Genomic DNA, 21,780 nt, shown 5'->3' on the forward strand with positions numbered 1-21,780 from the left:
CCCATGAAACGCTACTCCGAAATCTCTCTTGAAACCGGGTCTACTCACTCTTCTGAATGGACACCCGGTATTCAGGAAAGCGCACTAGAGCCAACGATGGCAACCTGTCCATCCTCCAGTGCAACCGGAAAAGGATTAACTGTCATCAGCACTACTGTCATGGTGATGTTACTACTCCTGAGCGTATCGGCGGTTTTGTGGGGAACTGTCAAACTCTCACAAAGTGTTGCCCAACTCACCCAATTTGCGGTGCAAGAAGCAATGCAATCCAATCCTTAAATAACTCGTCTTTTCACCATAGCTCTCTCACTTATATCAGGAGTCATTCATATGCAACTGAGATACCGTGGTCAAACCTACAGCTACCCTTACACTGAGCAAGTTCCAGTTTCTAACATTCAAGCTCTTCGTATCTATCGTGGTGTTAGAACAGATATTGCTCCTGTCACTCCCGAAGTAACTGTTCCTGAGGTGACCTCGTTACGCTATCGCGGTATTTACTATCTCCGGACTCTAACTCCAGCATTCAATTAAGTTTTTCTACCAAGCTTGTTTATCCAGTTCATCTAAAACTCAAGACTCACTTACGGATTCACCTCACACTTACACAGGAGTTACTCATCATGCAACTACACTATCGTGGTCAAATCTACAGCTATCCTTACACTGAGCAAACTCAAGTTTCTACTTTTCAACCACTTTGCATCTACCGTGGTGTTAAGACCAGTGCTACTCCTGTTACTCCCACACCAACAGTTTCTAGTGTAACTCCCCTGCGCTATCGTGGTATTCCCTATCTGCCAACTCTAGTGGCACAGTTCAACTAAATTAATTCCATTGTTTTTAGATTGATATATAGCCGTAGCCACCAGTGTTAGGACAATTCAAAGCCCATGATGAATAAGGGGCTTAAGCCCCTTGCCCTAACCAGGTTGAATACAGCTATAGCAATCGTTGTGGCGGCAATAGCGTTTTGAAATCTTGTAGGATACAGGTTTCAAAACGCTATTTTTATAGCTTTGATCAGAAGGCTTAAGGCAAAGGCAAATGGCTCAAACCCTGATGCTGGGAAAGCTTCCTGACTCGCCTCCGCCCCATCGTATGTGGCTACGGTTATACAGCGGCACTCCTTGGGTGACATACGGGGTGTAGGCGTGGAACCCTACGCAAGGGGACATCCCCCTTGGACTGAACCAACCTGTACACCGCTGTCTAGCTACAGATAAAGATTTTGGTGGTTGAAACCACTGCTAAATCAAGGGTTCGTACTTAAGGGGCGATCGCCAAATGTGTTTTGAAATATTGTCGATATAACTCACAACTGGGCACTACGTAGTTGCCACGCAGAGAAACTAACCCCATGCTGTGTAACTTAAATGCCAGGAGTTGTTCTAGCTCAACTGGCTCTGACGTCTGGATGACCCGCTCAAAGGCAGTTCTCAAGGGGGGATGTTCTTGCAAGTTGCGCAGATGCCGATGCAAGTGATCCCGGTAGATTCCAGCATGGGTGGCAGCGGTTTCTAGAAGCTGAGCCAGGGTTAACTCTTGCTGAGCCAGGTGATAGAAAGCGCGTCGTAGCAAATAGGGGTGTCCTGAAACAAGCTGCATCAACTCAGCTAACTCCGATTGAGATAGTGTTAACCCGTGACGTTGTGCTAGATCAGCCACCTGTTCTGAGGTAAATTCCTTTAGCTCGATCGCCACTCCCACATTGAAGGGAGACTTGTTGATATCGAGCGGTAGATAGACCTCTGTTGAGTGTACGATCACTAACCGAACCTGTTGCCAGAGTGGATTGCCGCTGTCTCCGTAAGCCGATTCCTCATACCAGGAGCGCAACAGAGCAAAGAAGTCATCGGCGATTTCCGGATGGGAAAACACCTCATCCACCTGATCGAGCGCAATGATCAGAGGGCCCTGGATCTCAGACAAAACACAGTCTTCAAAGTAAGCCGTGCAGTTGCTTTTACTGCCAAAGGTGGCACTCCAGAAGTCATCAACCCGGTTTGAGAGTTGTAATTTGCGGGTGATAGCAGCACAAAACCAGCGTAAAAAGCGATCAATGTCAACAAACACCGCGCTATCCGCCTGCTGTAAACTCAGGGCTACGGTCGCAACGGTTTTGGTTGGGTCTGAGGCAAAGGGATGTTGTTTGGCATGAGCCAAAATCCGAACCATGAGGGACGTTTTGCCCATCTGGGTAGGGGCTTTGATGCGGATCAGGGCACCGGGGTGGGTGATTTCTTCGTAGCAGTGGGTTTCAATTGGGGGGCGATCGATGTAAAACTTTGAGTCGAGAGGCACTAGTCCGACGGGTGACTCTAACTCAGGCACTGGGGGGGTAAGCAACTGCGCTTCAACTGGCGCATCCTCAGTCGTGGCTTTGCGGGTTAGCACCGCCACAAGATTAGTCTTGCTGACCTTTTCCCCCAGGCTGGACGAGAGTAACTGCCACAGAGTGGGGCCAACATCATGTTTAATATATTCGGGCGTATACCCATTTTCTTCGGCGATCGCATCGTACTTATACCCCTGCCAAACCCCTTTTAAGACAGCTACCTCAATGGTTTTAAGATGCCTGGAGGCTTTGGCAAACACAGCCGCATCAGCTACGTTGAGAGCGACTTCAAAGGATATGGAGTGATGTGTGGCCGTTTCTCCTTTAGGATAATCGCCATCCCTCTCTCGCATGGGTCTAAATTGGGTTACTACAGTTTGCATGGGTCAGCTTTTCACAGCATACAGCACGGATGGACAGGAGTTATGTCACCAAACTCAACCTACCAATATCAAGTCGGGGGACGTTTGCCAGTGGATGCTCCCAGTTATGTTGTGCGGCAAGCAGATCAGGAATTATATGCATCCCTTAAAGAGGGGAAATTTTGTTATGTGTTGAATTGCCGCCAGATGGGGAAATCGAGTCTGCGCGTCCAGGTGTCAAAGCAGCTTGAAGCCGAGGGCATTGCTTGTGCCACGGTGGATTTATCGGGCATCGGCAACCGGGAGATCACGCTGGATCAGTGGTATGCCGACATCATTTTGCGGTTGGTTCGTAGCTTTCAACTTGCCAGTCAGTTTAACGTGCGATCGTGGTTGGCAGAACGGCAAGCCTTCTCGCCCGTGGGGCGATTGGGTGAATTTTTGATGGATGTGTTGCCAACTTTGGTAGCAAAACCGATTGTGATTTTTTTTGATGAGATTGACAGCACGCTCAATTTGCCGTTTGATACCGATGATTTTTTTGCGTTGATTCGCTCTTGCCATGAACAGAATCGCCTCACCTTTGCGCTGTTGGGGGTGGCAACCCCAACCGATTTAATCGCAGACAAAACCCGCACTCCCTTTAATATCGGTCATGCGATTCAACTCAATGGCTTTCGCTTGACTGAAGTGCAACCACTCGAACGGGGGTTAGTGGGCAAAGTCGATGATCCGGCTACCGTGCTTAAAGAAATTTTGATGTGGACAGAAGGACAGCCCTTCTTAACGCAAAAGCTCTGTCAATTGATTGTGCAGAATCAGAACTGCAATTTTGAAACTCCAACCCTGGTGTCTGAGTTTGACTTTCAACTGCAAACGCTGATGCGAAAGCTATTGTCAGAGCCAAAAGCGATCGCCCAACAAGTGGCTGAGATGGTTGAGTCCTGCCTGATCGAAAACTGGGTGTCACAAGATGAGCCACCCCATTTGCGAACCATTCGCGATCGCCTGCTCGTCAACGAACAACGCGCCAGTCGGTTGCTCAGCCTCTATCAACAAATTTTGCGCCATGGCAAGATTCCGGTGGATGACTCCCCGGAGCAGCGAGAGTTGTTGTTGTCGGGTCTGGTGGTCAAACGGTTGGGATCGTTGCAGGTTTATAACCGTGTCTATCAGGCAGTGTTTAATTTGGAGTGGGTAGAACGCCAACTCATGACGCTGCGCCCTTACGCCGATCTGCTTAGTGCCTGGGGAGCCTCAAACTACGAGGATGAGTCTCAATTGCTGCAAGGGCAAGCCTTGCAGGAGGCGCAGGCATGGGCAGAAGGGAAAAACTTGAGCACTCAGGACTACCAATTTTTTGCAGCCAGCTTACAGCGGGAAAATCGGCTGTTGAAGATTGCCCTCAAGGAGGCAGAGCATCAGCACCACTCAACCCTGGGGTTACGGTTGGGGTATCGAGAGATTGGGTTGATTTTGATGGCGTTGAGTGTGGGATGGGCGATCGCCCGGTTCTGGTCAAACTAAGCTTTTAAGCGGTGTACCAGAGCAATCCACTCGTCTTGTTGGGCAGCATCGATCGATTCAAAACCAGCATCGGTTAAGGCAGCCTTGACCTCGTCCTGGTAATCGGTGGTAAATCCAGCAGTGATCAAAATGCCCTGGTGAGGCGCGTTGCGTCGCAGTGCTTTATGCAGATCTGGAGCCAGTGCCATGTGAATCCGCGCCAGGATATTGGCAACAATTAAGTCAAAATCGTGGGCTGGGCTAAAGGTACGGACGTTGGCTTCTAAGTCGCCCCCCATCCAGTGTCCCATCTGGCTTCCTGACCCTAAACTGCCTTCAAAAACCGTTACTTGCTGGTCAATGTGATTCCGTTGGATGCTATCCTGCGTTGCCTGTACTGCCACCGGATCGTTGTCCAGAGCGAGAACCTGTGCCCCCAATTTCGCCATAGCAACGCTCAAGATCCCCGTACCTGAACCGAGATCGAGAGTCTGCATAGCAGGCGTTACATACCGCTCTAACAGTTGCAGACTGAGCATTGTCGCCGGATGTAGCCCACTGCCAAAGGCAAGACTGTCTCCTAGGTGGAGGATGACATCATCGGAGGTTTGATGCGGATGGGGAGCATTTTCGGGAAGGATGACAAAGTGGTTGCCGATGCGATGGCTCTGCCGATGAACCGATGCCATATCGGATGGTTTTTCTTGCAGCACCACACTTTCAGCCAGTGTAACCAACCCGATGCGCTGAAGCGGAAAGAGAGTGTCGTGAATGGCTTCTAGTTGGACTTGAGGGGTTTGTCCTGGGAGATAGAGGTGAATGGTGAATGCCCAATCGGGTTGATCCTCCTCAGGGTGCACAGAGAGGTCGCCTGTGTAATCCCTGACATACATCTCACCCCTGTAGTCGATGGAGGCTAACAAGGTGCTGACCCAATCGACAGCTTCATGGGTGGTGTGGATGATTAACTCTGTCCAGGACATAAAAAGAAGGAATACAAAAGGCAATAGCCATTCTATCTTGTTATCCAAGCTTTACCCGAAGACGCTTTGGGCACTGGCGATCGCTGAATTAGACCATCTTGAACTCGAATAATCCGGTGGGTTTGGGCAGCGACGTCTGGGTCGTGGGTGACCAGCACGATCGTGATGCCCCGTTGATTGAGTTCGTGAAGCAGGTTCATAATTTCTTTAGACGTCTCGGTATCCAATGCGCCTGTTGGTTCGTCTGCCAGCACCAGAGCAGGGCGGTTGACCAGAGCACGAGCGATCGCGACCCGTTGTTGTTGTCCACCGGAGAGTTGGTTGGGACGGTTCCAGAGGCGATCGCCCAGTCCCACTCGTGTTAGAGCTTGAATGGCGTACTGCCGTCGTTGGGGCTGGGGGATGTTGGCGTAGACCATGGGCAACATGACATTTTCCAGCGCAGTGCAACGGGATAACAGGTTGAATTGCTGGAACACAAAGCCGATGCGTTGATTGCGAACATAAGCCAATTCATCATTACCAAAGGTGGTCAAATTTCTGCCCTCTAGAACGTAGTGACCCGTTGTGGGGCGATCGAGACAGCCAATGATGTTCATCAATGTCGATTTTCCAGAGCCAGATGCCCCCATAATGGCGACATACTCACCTTGGGCAATGGTTAGGTCAATGTGTTTTAAGGCAGGGACGGTAACTTCACCCAAACGGTAAGTTTTCGTAATTCCCTGCATCCAAATCATGGTTGTCATGTTACTCACTCCGTAGGGCAGCGATCGGGTCGAGTCGAGCGGCGTTGCGTGCTGGAATCACACCCGCCAACAAACCGACAACGAAGGATAAGCCAAATCCACCAGCAACTGACCCAATCGAAATCACAAAGGGAAACTGAAGCACGGTGGCAGCACCAAAGGCAATCACAACCCCGATGCCAATGCCAAGACTGCCGCCTGTGGTGGAAATCACGATAGATTCAGCCAAAAACTGATGCAAAATAGCGGCGTTGGTTGCGCCAACGGCTTTACGGATGCCGATTTCCCGGGTTCGCTCAACTACTGAAACGAGCATAATATTGGCGATGCCGATGCCGCCGACCACCAGAGAGATACTGGCGATCGCCACGACCATGACCGTAAACAATCCCACAACAGATGTGAAGGTGTTGATCGCGTCCGTTTGATTGCGAATGTTGAAATCATTGGCTTGTGAGGGAGAGAGATTGTGGCGCAAGCGCAGCAGATTAGTGACTTGAAATTCCGCTGCTTCCATTTGTTCCTGACTCAGGGCTTTGACATAAATGCCATTCACCGCGACTCCACTCAATGAGTTGTTGCCTACAATGCGGGATGACATGTTGGTGAGGGGAATGAACACCTGATCGTCGCGATCGATGGAACCCTCTGATCCTTTTGGCTCAAACACGCCAATGATTTCGTAACTGTTCCCCTGAATGCGGATCTGCTCCCCGATTGCACTGCCCTCGCTGCCAAACAATTCATCCTCGACGGTGGAGCCTACAATGGCAACGGTACTGGCAGTGTCGAGTTCCTCCTGCGTAAAAAACCGCCCTTGAGTCAGTTCGGTATTTCTGACCATTGGATAGTTCAAATCAATTCCCACAATGTTGGTGGAGTGGTTGTCTTGCTGGTACACTACCTGCCCCGGACGCTGAAGATAGGCGGAAACTCCTTGAACCGCAGTTGACTGTTCCTGCATCGCCTGAGCATCTTCCCAGGTCAGGGTTGAGCTAGACCCTACGCCCTGGCTGATTCCCCCGGTTCTGGCATTGCCTGCAAAGATTTGCAGCACATCGGTTCCCAGGGATTGGATTTGCTCCTCGGTTGCTTTCTGCACACCCTGCCCAACTGAGGTAATGGAAATCACCGATGCGATGCCGATGATCACTCCCAACATGGTCAATCCAGAACGGAGCTTGTTGCTCCATAAAGCGGCGATCGCCATTGATAGGATTTCAATGGTTGAGACAGGTGGGGCATAGCTCGCAACCGCCATTTTTCGAGGTAGAGATAGAGTCATAGAGAGGAACAGAGGTTGATAGAGGGTGAGGTGAACGCTCCCAAAATCCTCATAATTGAGGACTTTGCGGCAGCCTTCACGATTGGTTGAGGAGTTACACACGGGTAGCCATGGAGGGTTGGGGCAACCCACCTGTTATTGCGGTGGCGGACCACTGGGCGCACCACCTGGTACACCACTGGGAGGGCCACCCGGATGTCCCCCTGGAGGAGCACCGGGAGGAGCATTCGATGACGAGCCTCCAAATAGATTAGGGAGCGAAAAGCCAGATTGCGAATCTGGTTTAGCAGGAAGGCTGAGTAAGACGTGTTCTGTCCCGGTCAACCCGTCTTTGACTTCAGTGCGGTTATCAACTGTGGCTCCGGTGGTAATCGGGACAAATCTGGGTGGCTGATTGGGGCTACCGACAAAGACTCCAGTGACATCCTCTTGTGTGGTAATGGCGATCGAGGGAACCGTCATCACATTGGCTAATTGCTGCACCTGAAACTCAACCGCAACATTCATGCCAGAGCGCAACTGCTCCGCACCTGAGAGCAACGTTACTTCAATCTCAAAACTGGTAACATTTTGCTCAACGGTTGCTTCAGTGGCAATGTGGGAGACTCGCCCCTGAAACGTTTTTCCTGGGTAAGCATCTGCCTCGATGAGAACAGGCTGACCCACTTGAATTTTGGAGATATTGCTCTCTGACACATTGGCAACAACTTGATTCGTGGAAGCCAGTGACAGGATAGACGAAGAAGTCGCGGAGGAAACAGAACTTCCCGCAGTCGTCGGTGTGACAAACGCACCGGGGTCAGCATAGGTACGGCTAACGATGCCGCCGAATGGTGCCCGAATGATGGTGTCCTCAATTTGCGTTTGAATGGTTTGCAGCACGCCTCTAGCAGACTCAACCTGAGCACGCGCTTGAGCAATGTCTTCTGTACGATAGCCCGCTTGAGAGAGAGCTAACGCCTGTTGCACTTCGACAACTTCAGCTTGAGCAGTGTCGCGAGCCGTTACGGCGCGATTATAAACCTGGCGAGAAATTGCGCCTGCTGTGTAGAGTTCCTGGTTACGGCTCAAATCATCCTCTGCCTGTCTTAAGTTGGCTTGAGCACTGGTGAAACGGGCTTGAGCTTGAGCCGTTTCCTCGGCGCGATTGCCTGCTAGCATCTTCTGTAAGTTGGCTTCAGCGGCAGCGAGTTGTCCACGCGCCTGGGTCAACTGTCCCTGCAAGTCAGAGTCATCCATATAGGCGATAATCTGTCCTTCGGTCACTAAATCCCCTTCCTCAACGAGTAAACGGTTCACGATTCCTGCTGTTTTGGGGCTGACATTCACGACTTGTTTTGGCTCAATGGTGCCATTCGCGGAAACAGTAATGGTCAAATCAGTGTGTTCTACAGGAACGACGGGTGGACGTTGGTGAGTTTGCGGTTGCGATGAAGCCAGTTGGCGATAGGCAACATACCCACCTCCTGCAATCAGCATTAGAGAAAGAATTCCTACTACCCATCGAGCTTTTCTCCGCTGTTGAACTGGTTGCATTGGAGGTGGAAACTCCATCGGTTCAGATACGGTGAGGTAGTGCATGGGTTCGGGGATGGGATGCGATGAATCTGACTCCGATAAATCTGATAAGGGTGGGCATTTGGCAGCTTCAGGGGGATGTGGGGTCATCGTGGTTTTTCTCGTGGGGGTATATCAGGTGAATTATGAATGGACAACGGCAACCGCTTGATTACAATTGCATGACAGTTTCATTACAAATGCGAAGACAGCATCATAGAATGCGGAGCATATCTGCTTTTGAATCGCTCCACCAGTTGTTTGGTGCTCTCCATTTCCTTTTCGACGGCTTCCTGCTGTTCAGGTTTGATTCGAGTGCCTGCCTGTTCAAAAATCTGTCTCAATGCTCTCTCTACATCAACGTGTAACTGCGTCATCGAGTCGCAAATATTTTGGTTGATCTCCTGTTGAATCGTGTTCATAACGTGACTCTGAAAATTTCTACAATTTATTGTTGGCTTGTTTGTAGGATTGATGGCGTGTGCGAGTGTGGTTTGATCTCTCAATCTCCCTTTCCATGGGGATTTGGAGATTAGCTTGTGTCGAATTATCCATCAATCCTGGAGTGCATTACGGGGTTGCAAACCACTCTCCTACGTAGAATGCTTACTTCAAGTGACCTGCAATCGGGATGCGATCGAATTCAACCTTGCCGTAATCGAGCTTAATCAGATGGTCAGCTAGATGGAAGTAACGGTCATCATGGGTAATGACAATTACGGTCTTGCCACGCTCTTTTAACTTGACCAGGATTTCTTTGTAGAAGAGATCCCGGAAGAGAGGTTCTTGGTCGGATGCCCACTCATCAAATAGATAAATCGGGCGGTCTTCGAGATATGCAGTGAGCAGTGCTAACCGTTTGCGTTGTCCTTGTGACAGGCGAGTGGTGGATAATACCCCATCCTTTACTTGCACTTTGTGATCTAACTGCAACTGTCTCAAATAACGCTCAACATCGCGATCGAGATTGGCATGGTTGAATCCCAGATAACTTTCAAATAGGTAGAAGTCAGAAAAGATGGCGGAGAAATGCTGACGATACCACTCGATGTTGTCTTTGGTGAGGCGATCGCCATTGAGAGAGATAGAGCCAAATTGAGGCAGATACAGCCCGGTAATCAGTTTGGCTAAGGTGGACTTGCCGCTACCATTGCCACCTACGATGAATGTGATCTCTCCGGGTTGTAACCGCAAGCTAATGGGACCCAGTAGAAATCCCTTTTCGTCGCTCTGAGGATGTGGCGGGTGGTTGCCATTATGGGGATGAGGGGGAAGGCGCAACTCCTGCTTGCCGTTGCCCTGTTTTGCACCCTCTGGATGCCCTTCTGGATGCTCTGGTGGATGTCCCTCTGGATGCGCCCCCGTTTCACTGTCTGGGTGATACATGTAGGTCACTTGATTGAGTTCAATCTGGCAATGCAGGTCAGATGTCGAAGCGGTAGTATATACTTCTGCCGCTTCAGCGTGGTTGCTCAAGGATAACTTCATCCGTTCAATCTTTTGGAGCGCAATATTGCCGCGCATTAATTCTGGTAGGCGATTTAACAGGTTCTGCATGGGGAGCGCGATGAAGGTACAAGTCAACACATAGGTGGACAGCATTGACAATGGAACATGCATGAACAGGGGCAGGATGAATAGAATGAAGCCGAGACTGGTGAATTGGGAGAGTTGCCCTAAACCGTTGGCGATCGCAAAACTTCTCATGGCGGTTGTGTTTTTCTGACGCAGTTTAGCTGCACTACCCTTGAGGTTTTTCGTCAGAAAATCGTCACGTCTTGCCTGATGCAGTTTCAGTTCTTTAGTGCCGGTGATAATGGCTTGAAAGTGTTTGAATAGCGTATCTTCCTCTTCACGAGCAGAGGCAAATAGAGTCCGAGCTTTGCCCAGTTTGGTTTGGACACACCAGATAGCAACGGAAGTAAAAGCGACGGTTAACACAAACAATAAGTTGGATAACCAGGCAAGATAGGCAAAACATCCAATGACAGTTGCCAGATCAATGCAGATATTGGGAATGGCAGATACAGCGTGTGTCAACGTGCGAACATCGTCCGTCAGAGTTGCGATCAATCGGTTTTCGCCCAGACGCTCTAAATGTTGTAGTGGAGACGATAAAATGCTCTGGCTGAGTCTCAATCGCAGTTGATAAATTGCGTTTTGGGAGAGCTGAATCAACATGAACTGAGAAAGCGTACTTGTCAGCAGAATGAAGAGAGCGAGTGCAACAAAGTAGAGTAATGCATCTGGAAAAGCAGCTCGGTTAACGGCTCGATTGATGAGTGAGATGAGGAGTGCATTGCTGCTGCCACTCACAAAACCTGCTGTTGTCGCAATCACAATGTTGCGCCAGGAGATCTCTAAAAGAAAGCGAATAAACTTCATGCCAGTTGTCCTTGTTTATTGGGGCTGTTTATTGGGGCTGAATAGTGCCAATCCCATTGGGGATGGGGTATATTCCAGCGATTACGAAGTATGGATAGGGGCATTAGCTGTCATGCCCCCATGAGCAGTTAAAGGATGGATTAAGCCTTTTGAAACAACAGACCTTCGATGCCAACACCGGGAGAAAACGAGAAGGCAAGCCCTGTGAGGGAAGTCATCGGTTGAGTTGGGCGGCATTCTTCACTCAGAGCTGCATTGGAAGTATTGGCTTCAGATTGAAACAAGTGTTGCTCCAACACAAAGAGAATTGATGCACTCAGCATGTTGCCGTATTGCCGGAGGATTTCCCAACTCTCTGCAACCTGGCGATCGCTCAAATTCAAAGAACTCTGCACCTTCTCAATAATGCGGGTTCCACCGGGGTGAACTGCCCATAGATCGATGTGATCTGGGGTTAAGTTATGGCTCTGCAAAAACCGCTCAATCACAGGTCGTACGCCAAGTTCGATGTAGTCTGGTAAATGGCGTGACAGGCGACAAGTAATACCGTTATCGTTAACGCCCAGCGTAATTCCGTCTTCAGTGTCTTCAACCAGATAGCTGAAGTTATCCCGAATCACAACTTTTCCCTGGGCGATCGCTCGTTCTGCTTCACACGCGCCAATGACAACTGCTGCACATCCATCACCAAAGATACTGTGGATGATCACATCATTCATATCGTCTTCAAACACGGCATTGACGGAGCTAAGTTCCAGGCAGATGACCAGGGCTTTGTGAGCAGGATTGGCTCGGACGTAATCAGAGGCAACTCGCAGTCCATTCATCGCGGCTGCACATCCCATGAAGTGGAGGGGAACCCTGGCAATATCGCGTCTTAATCCCAAAGTCTTGATCAGTTTGGTGTCAATTCCTGGTGCGATAAAGCCTGTGCTGGAGACAAAAACAATTAAATGAATCGCATCTTCGATCGCTTCTCCTGAGTAAGGATCGCTTAGCTGCATTTGGGTGTTAGCTGAAGCTAGAGCTTTTCTAGCAACCCGCTCTGCCAGGGGAACCGCGTATTCTTCGTACATCTGCATCCGGGCTTGAATCGTTGCTTGCTGACTGAAGGCGATCGCCTCATCGGATAACAGATCGAGTGCCAGGTGCCGGGTATCAATTCGGGTGTTGTTGTAAATCTTCTCAATCCGTGTCCCATGTTGCTTTAATCTAGGTAGGTTGGCGACAACTTTAGCGGCATCTGCTTGTCGAATCAGGTTGTCAGGAGTTCCGGTTGCGATGCTTTCAATGGTGGGCAGAATCGATTTTGAGCTAATGGCAGCGAATGCATCAAGACGGGGTCTATCGTAGCTTTGAGGTGACTGAACTGAGGAGGGGCTAAAAGTAGCGTGCTGAGTGTTTGAAGTGACGTTAGCATTCATACAAGCGATGTCCTTTGAAAGATTCACAAGTGCCTCACCAATCTGAGAAGACTTGCGACAGGTGAAAGTAAGTGGGGAAATAGGGAATATACCGTGGAGCGTGAGCTTCTGCCGTGAGTGTCAGTGGTTCACTATGGCTTCGTCCAACGTCCGTATGGGAGTAGGGAATGGGTCAGGAAATGTAGGATGAGGGATTGAATAATCCAAAATCCAACAGGGAGATTAGATAGAACCAACACCAATAAAACCCTGAATGATGTAGGTTACGGTTGCGCGTAGAGCTTGAGGATGCAGGTGTTCTCTAAACAAACCAAATTTATTTTCGTGTGCCAATCGAGAGGGGCTAAAGAGATAGTGGTTGATTAAGATGGGCAGGCGATCGATGAAGAAGTTTTTGGGAGGCAACCAGGCAACGTTAAATTTTGCAGCTTCCTCTCGAACGATGTCTTCGCTGATGATGTTGGCAAATCCACTCCGTTGAAACGGTAGAACGTGATGTACCCGGTGAGGGCTTAACCCCGCAGACAGAAAACAATCCAGGTATTTGTTGCCAACCATGGTCAGGTCATAGGAGTTCTTAATTTGCAACACTGCCCAATCCTGGCTATCGTCCTGAGCGGTTTCTTCTTCCTCAAAGTCATGGCTCGCAACAATCATGAATGTGCTGATCCAAAGTGTGATAAAGAATTGAGCAAACCAGGCTAGAAAATCACCGTGGATTGTAAAGAGAACCATTTCAGCGAGGAGAACTGCATGAACCGTGAGAGCACCCAAAAAGTGCGGTAAACCACGTAGCCATGAGCCATACATATCACTCACACCAACTTTACAGGCTAACACCATGAGTTCGACAATCCGACCAAACATGCCCGAAATGACGTGTCCAATCTTTTGCATCGTGTGAATTGGAATTCGATAATAGCGAGGTAATTCCAACATCGCAGTGAACACATTTTGTTTGATATCAACATCGGTTTGAGTAAACGGATGGTGCATTAAGGAGTGACCATCGGTAACAACCAGTGTGAGCGGAACGTAGTTGATATCAAAAATGTTGGCGAAAAATTTGTTGAACCGAACTTGAGGACGATGGATCAGGTAGTGTCCTACGCCAGAAAGTGAAATCTTGAGCATCACCATCAATGGCACAAACACATAGATGGGCATGTAGGCTGTGAAATTCAGGCGTAGTACCTGTAACAGAAAATAAGCGATAACCAAAAGGACGGTCACAACATCAAATAGAAAATCCATCCGCTCGACTTGCTGCTTCATGACTGGCTCATTCAATCGAGCACGAATCTGGTTGAGCAGTTGATCTTTCGGAAAGTTGTATCTAGGAGTGTCTCTCCAACCATTGAACCCATCCCGAAAGAGAAATGCCGGAGCATTGTATTTGGGGTGAATATCTTCGGGTCTGGCTTGTCTGCCTAATGCATATTTCTGGAGGACTTTTTTGACCTTTTCAGGATTGCGGTGAAAGATATTGACGATCGCCGTGATATCTCTGTTTTTAGTCCGTCCGATAAAGAACTCGCCACCGGGATGTTTTTTAAGAAAATCAGTCAGATCGTACGCTTGTCCCTCATAAATCCACACGTTAGGTAAGGGAGCACCATCTACCGGAGGTGGAGGCGGTTCCTCTCCGTTTTCGGTGGGAGGAGGTGCAGGTTGATAACCACTCTGGTTGACAGGAGGGGCAGGTCTTTCGAGGGTGCTGATTTGACCTGTAGCGTCAATATCAACTTTTTCATTCGCAATCGCATCAAGCATGGAGATGTATTCCTTCGCTGTAGTTCATTCTGGAGAGCATTACCAAACTTGAATCTCAATCTCTTTTATGTCGTTCGTTGTTTTTTGCTGAACGTTTCAGGTTATTTGAGTGATCAAGTTTCAGTGTTCATTGCTTGCTACAACAATCTATTGCTTGCATAGAAAAACCTATGCAGTTTTGCGATCGCCCATTGCACTTTGTTCTCTCTTTAATGTCTCTTTTTTGTTACATCAAATAGTTTGTGGACTCAATTTTGCACTGCATGATTACAACAGCTGCTGTATCAGGATTACAAGCGATTCACCTCAATCAACTGTTAAAGCTTTACAGGTTTAAAAATCCCCCATTCGTAGGAATCGCAATATCCAACTCAAGTAAAAATCCACACGGTTGGCAAATTTTGTAAAACTCAATTATAGTTTCATCAAATAAAAAAATGATTCGTTACATCCTCGACATAGAGCTATCCCAACTGGGATATGAACGAAATGTAGAGGCTTCTTCATTAGCTCAGTCGAACGGTGGAACCCCTATCTGGGGCACTGCCCCACACCCATTGTTTACAAACACTTTTTGAACACGCTAGTAGGAAACAATTCAATGAATCAGATCTATATCTCGTATGCCTGGAAAGACAACAAAAGTGAGGAGGGTCAGAAGCGTGAAGAGCTAGTTGATCGGATTTGCGATGCGCTGTTGGCGGAGCGGTACAACTTAATTCGCGATCGCAACGATTTATCTCTTGGCAAAAGCATTCAAAATTTTATGCGAGCGATCGGACGGGGCAATTATGTGATCGTAGTCGTGAGTGACAAATATTTGCGATCAGAATATTGCATGTTTGAAGCCGTTGAGATCATGAAGAATGCTGGAATCATCAAGGATAGGGAAGACATACGAGATCAAAAGCAGGAAAACCAACCCCATATTTTTCCTGTGGTGTTGAAGGATGCCAATATTTACAACCTGGAGGGTCGAAATGAGTACATCCAATATTGGAACAATGAAAAAATTAGAATAGAAAATTTGATTTGCGCTGAGTTGGCTCCCGAACAGTCCTCAGCGTTACAAGCTGTAGCTGAGAAAATTGTTGAAATCTCTAACCTGGTAGATGATTTCATAGAGTTTATTAGAGACAGGATCAGCCTTGTCACAGATACCATCAACACTGATTCATCCCAAGATATTGCTCAATTTGTCAGCCAAATCACGCATGCTATTAAAGCGGATGCAGCTAAAACCAGAAGTACAAAAAGCGTTTTGGTTGTAGGGACAGGCAACTTCCACCTTCCCAATGAGGTGTTGTGGTGCGCTCAATGGTTAGGACAGAAAATCGCAGAGTTTGACTACAAGCTGATTACAGGCGGATGGGAAGGAGTCGATTATGTTGTGGCTGATAGCTTTGCCACTCAAATCGCTCACAAAAGAATTCCCCTCTCGGAAAAATTAACGCATATTGTTCCACGAGGAAAAGAGCCTAAATTTCAGGGAGGAACGGTTGAATATACCGAACCGGGAGTGCGAGAGTGGCTTGATTGCTTGAGACGGTCGGATCTGGTGATCTTACTGGGGGGTGTGGGGGGAACTTACGAAACCTATCACTATGCCAAGCAGGAGCGGGTTCCAGTGCTGCCCATTGTGTGTACTAACGGGGATGCTAAGCGGGTATTTGATGAAATGTTGCAGAATTGGGATGCTGAGTTAATGGGTAGGATTTCACCCGACAAGTTTAAATCGTTGAATCAATATATTAACGATGAAGCGACGGCTAGAGACGTCGTGAATGATGTCATGGATATTACGAATGAGATTATTTTTTCAAAGACGATGCTAAAAGCGTAATGCATTGCAATAACTGAGTTATCTGCAACTGAGTTATCCACGAACAACCAGGTGTTGAATTTCTGTGAGCAAATGGTCTGGAGTGATTGGTTTAGCGATGTGTTGCTGAAATCCTGCGGCTAGGGCTTGGAGTTGATCGGTTTTACTGGCGTAGGCAGTCAGGGCGATCGCAGGAACCTGTCCACCCCGCTCCAGTGGCAACTGACGAATTTGGTGCAGAAAATTGTAGCCATCAACATCTGGCATTCCAATGTCTGCCAGCAAAATGTCGGGTACATCCTGTTGAAAGTGTTTCAGTCCTTCGAGGGCAGAGGCAACGGCAGTAACGGTCGCGCCAGCTTGTTCCAGAATGAAGGTCACGAGGTCTAAATTATCGGCTTCATCATCCACTACCAGGACTCGTACTCCATCCAAATTGGCGTGGGAGGAGGACGGGAAAGAGTTCATCAGAGCAGGGTCGGGTGCTCCTTTCCAGACGGGTAGAGTTACTGTAAACGTTGCTCCCTGATCTTCGCCCAGGCTCTCGGCTTGAATAATGCCCCCATGCAACTCAACAATGTGGCGGGCGATCGCCAACCCCAAGCCCAGGCCCCCAAATGTGCGGGTAATGCTGCTATCAGCTTGCCGAAAATAGTCAAACACATGGGGCAAGAATTCAGGCTGAATGCCTTTGCCCGTATCTTGAATTTGAATAGAAACGTAGTCTCCAACTCGCTCCAGATAAACGTCAATCTTGCCCTTATGGGGGGTGAACTTGACTGCGTTCGACAACAGATTCCAGATCACCTGCTGGAGTCGCCCAGAATCGCCTAAAACGATGTAATCTTTGAAGGCAAAATGGGTCTGTACCTGAATAGCTTTTGTCTCGGCTGCAAGGCGGATGGTTTCCATGGCCGCCTCAACCGTAGCAGCGAGATTGACCGGACAGGAATTGAGGTTGAGTTTGCCCTGCAAAATCCGCGAAATATCCAACAAGTCTTCGATCAGTTGAACTTGCAATTTGGCGTTGCGCTCAATAGATGCCAGGGCGATCGCCGTTGTGTCAGCATCAAGTTTGCCTCGCAGCAGGAGTTGTGTCCATCCCAGAATGGGGTTAAGGGGAGTCCGCAGTTCGTGAGAGAGCACTGCCAAAAACTCATCTTTAGCCCGGTTAGCTGCTTCAGCTGTGGCTCTGGCGCGTTGTTCTGCTTCGTAGAGTTGGGCACGGGCGATCGCCTGGGCACATTGTTGTGCGAGTGTGAGAATGAAGGTTCTGTCGTCCTCATCAAAAGGTTGCGGGTCAGCAAAGCTAATGCCCATACCGCCAAGGGTGCGCCCACTCACGATTAATGGAATTGTGGCGATCGCCCGACTCCCTGTTATGGCGAGAATAGATGCCATCTGCGGAAATTGTTTGAGAATTTCGCGCTCACTTCCCAAAAAGATTGGTTTTTCAGTGCGAACAGTTTCTGCCAGGGCAATTGGAGCCGTAATCGGGAACTCCTGCCACTCGTCCAGAATCGGTTGAGGATAGCCAACAATTTCAGAGAGTTTTAAGCGACGCGAAGCTGTCTTCCCTACGACCGGATCGCTCTCTTCGCTCACTAAAACAATGGTGCCTGCTTTAGCACCCAGTGCTGTGATACCCCGCTCCATAATAGCTTTGGCAACTTGTTTAGGGGTTGATGCTTCGGCTAAAGCCGCTGTGACCCGTTGTAGTTGTCTGGCTCGATTCGCAGAACGGCGCAGTAATTCTTCTGTGTGCGTGCGCTCGTTTTCAATTCGTTTTTGCTGCGTTACATCAACAGAAATGCCAATAATTCGATCGGGCTGACCGGCTGTATTCCGATAAATTTTGCCCTCACTCCTTAACCAGCAGATCACGCCATTGGGTTGAACCACTCGATATTCCACTGTGTAAGGGATTTCTCCAGTGAGAGCACGCGCATTCGTTGCGATAAGATGGGCGCGATCGCCTGGATGGACGTGATCGATAAATTCTTCTGCTGTGCCCCGTTGAAATCCCCAAATCTCTCTGGCACTTTCAGAACAAATGACCTCATTTGTTTTCACGTCAAAGTCCCAAACTACCATGCGGACTGTGGCAAGAGCTAACTGCAATCGCTCCTCACTTTGCCGTAGTTCTGCTTCTAAACGTCTCCGTTCCAGTTCACTTTGTTTGCGATCGGTTATATCTTGAAATACAACAACCGCTGCAACAATCTGTCCTTGTTGGTTCAAAATTGGAGCTGAATTAGCACTCATCACAATGCGATGACCATCTTCATGGCACCACTCCATCTCTTCATCAGTGATCACCTCACCCGTTCTCAGCGATCGCACTAATGGCATCTCTGTTGAATGATCCTTTTGCTCACTGGGCGGTGATGAATCATCAGGAGCAAATCGGTGATAGGCATCTAACCCCAGTAATTGCGCACGAGAATAACCCACAATTTGTTCGGCTTGTTCGTTGGCTAAAACCAACTTGCCAGAAACAGCATCTGCAATCATCACGCCCGCTGGCATCTGTTGTAGAACTGCTTCAAATCGACTCCGTTCAACTTCTAACTCATACAGCAATTGTTCTCGTTCAACATCGGCTTGCTTACGCTCAGTGATATCTCGAAAGTAGACCGCAATCCCTTCAGGTGAGGGATAGGCATTCACCTCCAACCAACGCCCGATGGGCTCCCCATACTCCTCCCAGGACACTGCAATTTGCTCTGTCATGGCTCGATGCATATTGCGATAAGCCATTCCATCAATGTGATCGGGAAAGACCTCATTCCAAATGTGCTTTCCCAACAATTGCTCCGGTGTTTTATGCAAGATTTGGGTGGCTGCATGATTGACGTAGGCATAACACCAGTTGCGATCAATGGCTACAAACGCATCGGAAATGCTTTCAAGAATTGCTACAATTCTTTGTTCTACATCGGGTTTAGAATCTTGTTTAGTGTTAACTGGGTTGAGATTAGTTGCGTTGAGAAACGTTGGTTCGAGATTGACCTGAGCATTAATTTGTTCGGTATTGAGTTGCATTGGAGGAGGTTCACTCGGTTGGGTGATATCCTGTTGAGTGGGTTGAGCCTGATATGCTTCCTGCTCAAATGGATCTTGACTGGCAAGGTTACGCGCTAACCGCTCAATCACTTCAGACCGAGAGATACTATGCCTTTGTGCGATTTTATTTAGCGATCGCCATGCAGTGCTGGTTAGAGATAGACTAATGCGTTGCTTGTTATCAGCCCAATTACGAATAAACTTGCCTGTGGCATCGCGCTTCATGAATAGCATCCGTATACGTACACGGTCTCTTCTATTCAATCGAAGTTTTTTAGAAATGAAAATCTCTCTTAAGGAGGACGATGATCGAAAAAGATGAAGGATGAGGGATGAGGGATAAAGGATAAAGGATAAAGGATGAGGGATAAAGGATAAAGGATGAGGGATAAAGGATAAAGGATGAGGGATAAAGGATGAGAGATAAGGGATAAAGGATGAGGGATAAAGGATGAGGGATAAGGGATAAAGGATAAGGGATAAAGGATGAGGAACGGAAAACAGGTAGTCAGGAGATAAAACACTACTTTTCATCTTTTATCCCTTATTGTTCATCCTTGTTTATCCTTCCCCTGCTTACCGATCGCCCGTCTGGATGCACCACAACGCCGCATAGATGCCTTTAGAGGCTAGCAACTCCTCATGTGTGCCCTGTTCAACAATTTGCCCCTGATCCATCACATAGATGCAATGGCTGTGACGAATTGTGGAAAGACGATGCGCGATCGCGATTGTAGTCCGATTTTGGGTAATTACCATGAGGGATTTTTGAATCGCGGCTTCGGTTTCGTTATCTACTGCCGAGGTTGCCTCATCCAGAATCAGAATGGGTGGGTCTTTTAACAAGGCACGGGCGATCGCCAACCGCTGTCGCTGCCCCCCGGAGAGCTTTTGCCCCCGTTCGCCAACGATGGTGTCATATCCCTGCGGCAAGCCCATAATGAACTCGTGTGCTTCAGCTAATTTCGCTGCCTGGATAATCTCGTCGCGATCGGCGTCAAAGCTGCCGTAGCCAATGTTCTCAGCGACCGTACCGTGAAACAAAAACACATCCTGACTGACCCAACCGATACAGCGTCGTAAGTCGCGCAAGCTTAAATCTCGAATGTCAGTGCTATCAATCAAGATCTGTCCCTGCTGCGGTTCATAAAAGCGCAGCAGCAGCTTCGCTAACGTGCTTTTGCCCGATCCGGTCGCTCCAACAACTCCGATATTGGTTCCCGGTGGAATGTGCATCGACAGATCTTTTAATACCGTCTGAAACTCGTTGTAGCCAAAGGTGACATGATTAATCTGCACATCACCTTTGACTGTCTGAACGGGTAAAGCCTGCTGTCCGGTGGGGATGGCGATCGGCGTATCTAACAACCCCATGGTTCGACGAATGGATGCCATGGCTCGCTGATATTCATCCATGACCTGGCTCAACTCCGTGAAGGGCCACAACAACCGCTGCACAATAAACACGAGAAAACCGTATGTCCCTACCGAGAGGCGACCGTTAGCGGCTTCAATCCCTCCTAAAAAGAGCGTGGCGGTGAATCCCACCAGGATGACAAACCGGATCGTCGGCACAAAGGCTGCACTCAGGGCGATCGCCCGACGGTTACTCAAGCGGTATGCCTGACTTTCCTGCATGACGCGATCGCGCTCATAGGCTTCGGTGGTGAAGCTTTTGATCGTGGCGATGCCCGTTAAATTATTGGCTAACCGACCACTAATCAGCCCACTTTTTTCGCGTACATCGGCATAACGGGGAGCAAGTTTCTTTTGAAAGGCGATCGACCCCCACAAAATAAAAGGAATCGGTAACATTGCCCACCACGACACACCAGGAGCCAACGCAATAAAGGTGCTGCCAACAAACAAAATGGTTGTAAAGAAGCGCAAAATGTTATGCGCTCCAAAGTTGAGAAACCGTTCGAGCTGGTTAATGTCGTCGTTGAGAATGGAGAGCAACATTCCAGAGCTACGGTCTTCAAAGTAGCTCAGCTCCAATTCCTGCAAATGGCTGTAGACGTCAACCCGCAATTCATGTTGCAGCGTTTGTGCCAGGTTGCGCCAGAGCTTGTTATAGAGATAGTCAAACAGTGACTCAAATCCCCAAATTGCCAGGGTCAGCAACGACAACACCGTGAGCTGTCCGACAGTACCCGTCACTCCAAAGCGAGCGATTAAGGAATTTTCTTCATTCACGACGACATCAACCGCGATCCCAATCAAATAGGGGGGTGCCAGGTCAAAAATCGTGTTGAGGATGGAATAGGTCGTGGCTTGCCACACCTGAGGCTGATGAACCTTGCTATAGCGCAATAGACGCAGCAGGGGATGCAGGGAGGAGGTATTTTGCATAGATGCCAGAAGATATCGTCAACAGGGGATTGACAGCCAGGTGCTGAAGCAGAATGACATGACGATGGAGTAAATGTAGCTTTGGTCAGAAAGCTGAAAGCAAAGGCATGGCTCAAACCCGGATGCTGGAAAAGCGTCCTGACTCGCCTCTGCCCCATCGAATGTGGCTACGGCTATA

General features: G+C 48.7%; 17 protein-coding genes. 6 read left to right on the forward strand and 11 right to left on the reverse strand.

Annotation, left to right across the window (positions count from 1 at the left end):
• The first annotated feature begins 3 nt into the window (after positions 1 to 3).
• The 3 genes from H6G89_RS09400 to H6G89_RS09410 all read left to right on the forward strand — a co-directional run bounded on the left by H6G89_RS09400 (position 4) and on the right by H6G89_RS09410 (position 827).
• Positions 4 to 279 (forward strand): hypothetical protein, encoded by a 276-nt coding sequence (locus H6G89_RS09400; RefSeq protein WP_190505306.1) that lies wholly within the window; start codon positions 4 to 6, stop codon positions 277 to 279.
• 51 nt (positions 280 to 330) lie between these two features.
• Positions 331 to 534: a DUF4278 domain-containing protein gene (locus H6G89_RS09405; RefSeq protein ID WP_190505308.1), complete on the forward strand. Its 204-nt coding sequence runs from the start codon at positions 331 to 333 to the stop codon at positions 532 to 534.
• A gap of 89 nt (positions 535 to 623) precedes the next feature.
• Positions 624 to 827, forward strand: coding sequence for a DUF4278 domain-containing protein (locus H6G89_RS09410; protein WP_190505310.1), 204 nt, complete (start codon positions 624 to 626; stop codon positions 825 to 827).
• Between the two features lie 442 nt (positions 828 to 1,269).
• Here H6G89_RS09410 and H6G89_RS09415 read toward each other — a convergent pair whose 3' ends face one another.
• The gene (locus tag H6G89_RS09415) at positions 1,270 to 2,721 is read right to left on the reverse strand and encodes an AAA-like domain-containing protein (RefSeq protein WP_242059880.1); all 1,452 of its coding nucleotides are present in this window, start codon (positions 2,719 to 2,721) and stop codon (positions 1,270 to 1,272) included.
• 42 nt (positions 2,722 to 2,763) lie between these two features.
• Here H6G89_RS09415 and H6G89_RS09420 point away from each other — a divergent pair, with 42 nt between their 5' ends.
• Positions 2,764 to 4,227 carry an AAA-like domain-containing protein gene (locus tag H6G89_RS09420; protein WP_190505313.1) on the forward strand — a complete coding sequence of 488 codons (1,464 nt, stop codon included), beginning with the start codon at positions 2,764 to 2,766 and terminating at the stop codon, positions 4,225 to 4,227.
• Here H6G89_RS09420 and H6G89_RS09425 read toward each other — a convergent pair.
• The 6 genes from H6G89_RS09425 to H6G89_RS34930 form a co-directional block, all read right to left on the reverse strand.
• The gene (locus tag H6G89_RS09425) at positions 4,224 to 5,189 is read right to left on the reverse strand and encodes a 50S ribosomal protein L11 methyltransferase (protein ID WP_190505315.1); all 966 of its coding nucleotides are present in this window, start codon (positions 5,187 to 5,189) and stop codon (positions 4,224 to 4,226) included. The two genes, H6G89_RS09420 and H6G89_RS09425, sit on opposite strands and share 4 nt — an antisense overlap.
• Before the next feature lie 32 nt (positions 5,190 to 5,221).
• Positions 5,222 to 5,938, reverse strand: coding sequence for an ABC transporter ATP-binding protein (locus tag H6G89_RS09430; RefSeq protein ID WP_305082300.1), 717 nt, complete (start codon positions 5,936 to 5,938; stop codon positions 5,222 to 5,224).
• Between the two features lies 1 nt (position 5,939).
• The gene (locus tag H6G89_RS09435; protein WP_242059881.1) at positions 5,940 to 7,223 is read right to left on the reverse strand and encodes an ABC transporter permease; all 1,284 of its coding nucleotides are present in this window, start codon (positions 7,221 to 7,223) and stop codon (positions 5,940 to 5,942) included.
• Positions 7,224 to 7,358: 135 nt separating this feature from the next.
• Positions 7,359 to 8,891, reverse strand: a complete 1,533-nt coding sequence (locus H6G89_RS09440; protein WP_242059882.1) for an HlyD family secretion protein — start codon at positions 8,889 to 8,891, stop codon at positions 7,359 to 7,361.
• A gap of 83 nt (positions 8,892 to 8,974) precedes the next feature.
• The gene (locus tag H6G89_RS09445; protein WP_190505318.1) at positions 8,975 to 9,202 is read right to left on the reverse strand and encodes a hypothetical protein; all 228 of its coding nucleotides are present in this window, start codon (positions 9,200 to 9,202) and stop codon (positions 8,975 to 8,977) included.
• 184 nt (positions 9,203 to 9,386) lie between these two features.
• Positions 9,387 to 11,165, reverse strand: coding sequence for an ATP-binding cassette domain-containing protein (locus H6G89_RS34930; protein ID WP_190505320.1), 1,779 nt, complete (start codon positions 11,163 to 11,165; stop codon positions 9,387 to 9,389).
• Between H6G89_RS34930 and H6G89_RS35640 the strand changes: the two genes are divergently transcribed.
• Complete coding sequence (locus tag H6G89_RS35640; protein ID WP_255519385.1) at positions 11,164 to 11,289, forward strand: hypothetical protein; 126 nt, start codon at positions 11,164 to 11,166, stop codon at positions 11,287 to 11,289. The two genes, H6G89_RS34930 and H6G89_RS35640, sit on opposite strands and share 2 nt — an antisense overlap.
• A 16-nt stretch (positions 11,290 to 11,305) precedes the next feature.
• Here the strand turns inward: H6G89_RS35640 and H6G89_RS09455 are convergent, their stop codons facing one another.
• On the reverse strand, positions 11,306 to 12,589 hold the full coding sequence (locus H6G89_RS09455) for a type III polyketide synthase (RefSeq protein ID WP_190505322.1): 1,284 nt from the start codon (positions 12,587 to 12,589) through the stop codon (positions 11,306 to 11,308).
• 222 nt (positions 12,590 to 12,811) lie between these two features.
• A complete protein-coding gene (locus H6G89_RS09460; RefSeq protein ID WP_190505324.1) occupies positions 12,812 to 14,362 on the reverse strand; it encodes a cytochrome b5-like heme/steroid binding domain-containing protein in 1,551 nt (516 codons plus the stop codon).
• Between the two features lie 601 nt (positions 14,363 to 14,963).
• On the opposite strand from H6G89_RS09460, the gene H6G89_RS09465 reads away from it, so the two are divergent.
• Positions 14,964 to 16,205, forward strand: a complete 1,242-nt coding sequence (locus H6G89_RS09465; RefSeq protein WP_190505325.1) for a toll/interleukin-1 receptor domain-containing protein — start codon at positions 14,964 to 14,966, stop codon at positions 16,203 to 16,205.
• Between the two features lie 33 nt (positions 16,206 to 16,238).
• Here the strand turns inward: H6G89_RS09465 and H6G89_RS09470 are convergent, their stop codons facing one another.
• Both H6G89_RS09470 and H6G89_RS09475 read right to left on the reverse strand, forming a co-directional pair.
• A complete protein-coding gene (locus H6G89_RS09470) occupies positions 16,239 to 19,475 on the reverse strand; it encodes a hybrid sensor histidine kinase/response regulator (protein ID WP_190505327.1) in 3,237 nt (1,078 codons plus the stop codon).
• Between the two features lie 351 nt (positions 19,476 to 19,826).
• Complete coding sequence (locus tag H6G89_RS09475; RefSeq protein WP_190505329.1) at positions 19,827 to 21,602, reverse strand: ABC transporter ATP-binding protein; 1,776 nt, start codon at positions 21,600 to 21,602, stop codon at positions 19,827 to 19,829.
• Between the last annotated feature and the right edge of the window lie 178 nt (positions 21,603 to 21,780).

Source organism: Oscillatoria sp. FACHB-1407, from assembly GCF_014697545.1.
GTDB lineage: Bacteria > Cyanobacteriota > Cyanobacteriia > Elainellales > Elainellaceae > FACHB-1407.

Coding starts and splice junctions, on each gene's coding strand:
- H6G89_RS09400 (WP_190505306.1), top strand. CDS start 4: ATGAAACGCTACTCCGAAATCTCTCTTGAAACCGGGTCTACTCACTCT.
- H6G89_RS09405 (WP_190505308.1), top strand. CDS start 331: ATGCAACTGAGATACCGTGGTCAAACCTACAGCTACCCTTACACTGAG.
- H6G89_RS09410 (WP_190505310.1), top strand. CDS start 624: ATGCAACTACACTATCGTGGTCAAATCTACAGCTATCCTTACACTGAG.
- H6G89_RS09415 (WP_242059880.1), bottom strand. CDS start 2,721: ATGCAAACTGTAGTAACCCAATTTAGACCCATGCGAGAGAGGGATGGC.
- H6G89_RS09420 (WP_190505313.1), top strand. CDS start 2,764: ATGTCACCAAACTCAACCTACCAATATCAAGTCGGGGGACGTTTGCCA.
- H6G89_RS09425 (WP_190505315.1), bottom strand. CDS start 5,189: ATGTCCTGGACAGAGTTAATCATCCACACCACCCATGAAGCTGTCGAT.
- H6G89_RS09430 (WP_305082300.1), bottom strand. CDS start 5,938: ATGACAACCATGATTTGGATGCAGGGAATTACGAAAACTTACCGTTTG.
- H6G89_RS09435 (WP_242059881.1), bottom strand. CDS start 7,223: ATGACTCTATCTCTACCTCGAAAAATGGCGGTTGCGAGCTATGCCCCA.
- H6G89_RS09440 (WP_242059882.1), bottom strand. CDS start 8,891: ATGACCCCACATCCCCCTGAAGCTGCCAAATGCCCACCCTTATCAGAT.
- H6G89_RS09445 (WP_190505318.1), bottom strand. CDS start 9,202: ATGAACACGATTCAACAGGAGATCAACCAAAATATTTGCGACTCGATG.
- H6G89_RS35640 (WP_255519385.1), top strand. CDS start 11,164: ATGCCAGTTGTCCTTGTTTATTGGGGCTGTTTATTGGGGCTGAATAGT.
- H6G89_RS34930 (WP_190505320.1), bottom strand. CDS start 11,165: ATGAAGTTTATTCGCTTTCTTTTAGAGATCTCCTGGCGCAACATTGTG.
- H6G89_RS09455 (WP_190505322.1), bottom strand. CDS start 12,589: ATGAATGCTAACGTCACTTCAAACACTCAGCACGCTACTTTTAGCCCC.
- H6G89_RS09460 (WP_190505324.1), bottom strand. CDS start 14,362: ATGCTTGATGCGATTGCGAATGAAAAAGTTGATATTGACGCTACAGGT.
- H6G89_RS09465 (WP_190505325.1), top strand. CDS start 14,964: ATGAATCAGATCTATATCTCGTATGCCTGGAAAGACAACAAAAGTGAG.
- H6G89_RS09470 (WP_190505327.1), bottom strand. CDS start 19,475: ATGAAGCGCGATGCCACAGGCAAGTTTATTCGTAATTGGGCTGATAAC.
- H6G89_RS09475 (WP_190505329.1), bottom strand. CDS start 21,602: ATGCAAAATACCTCCTCCCTGCATCCCCTGCTGCGTCTATTGCGCTAT.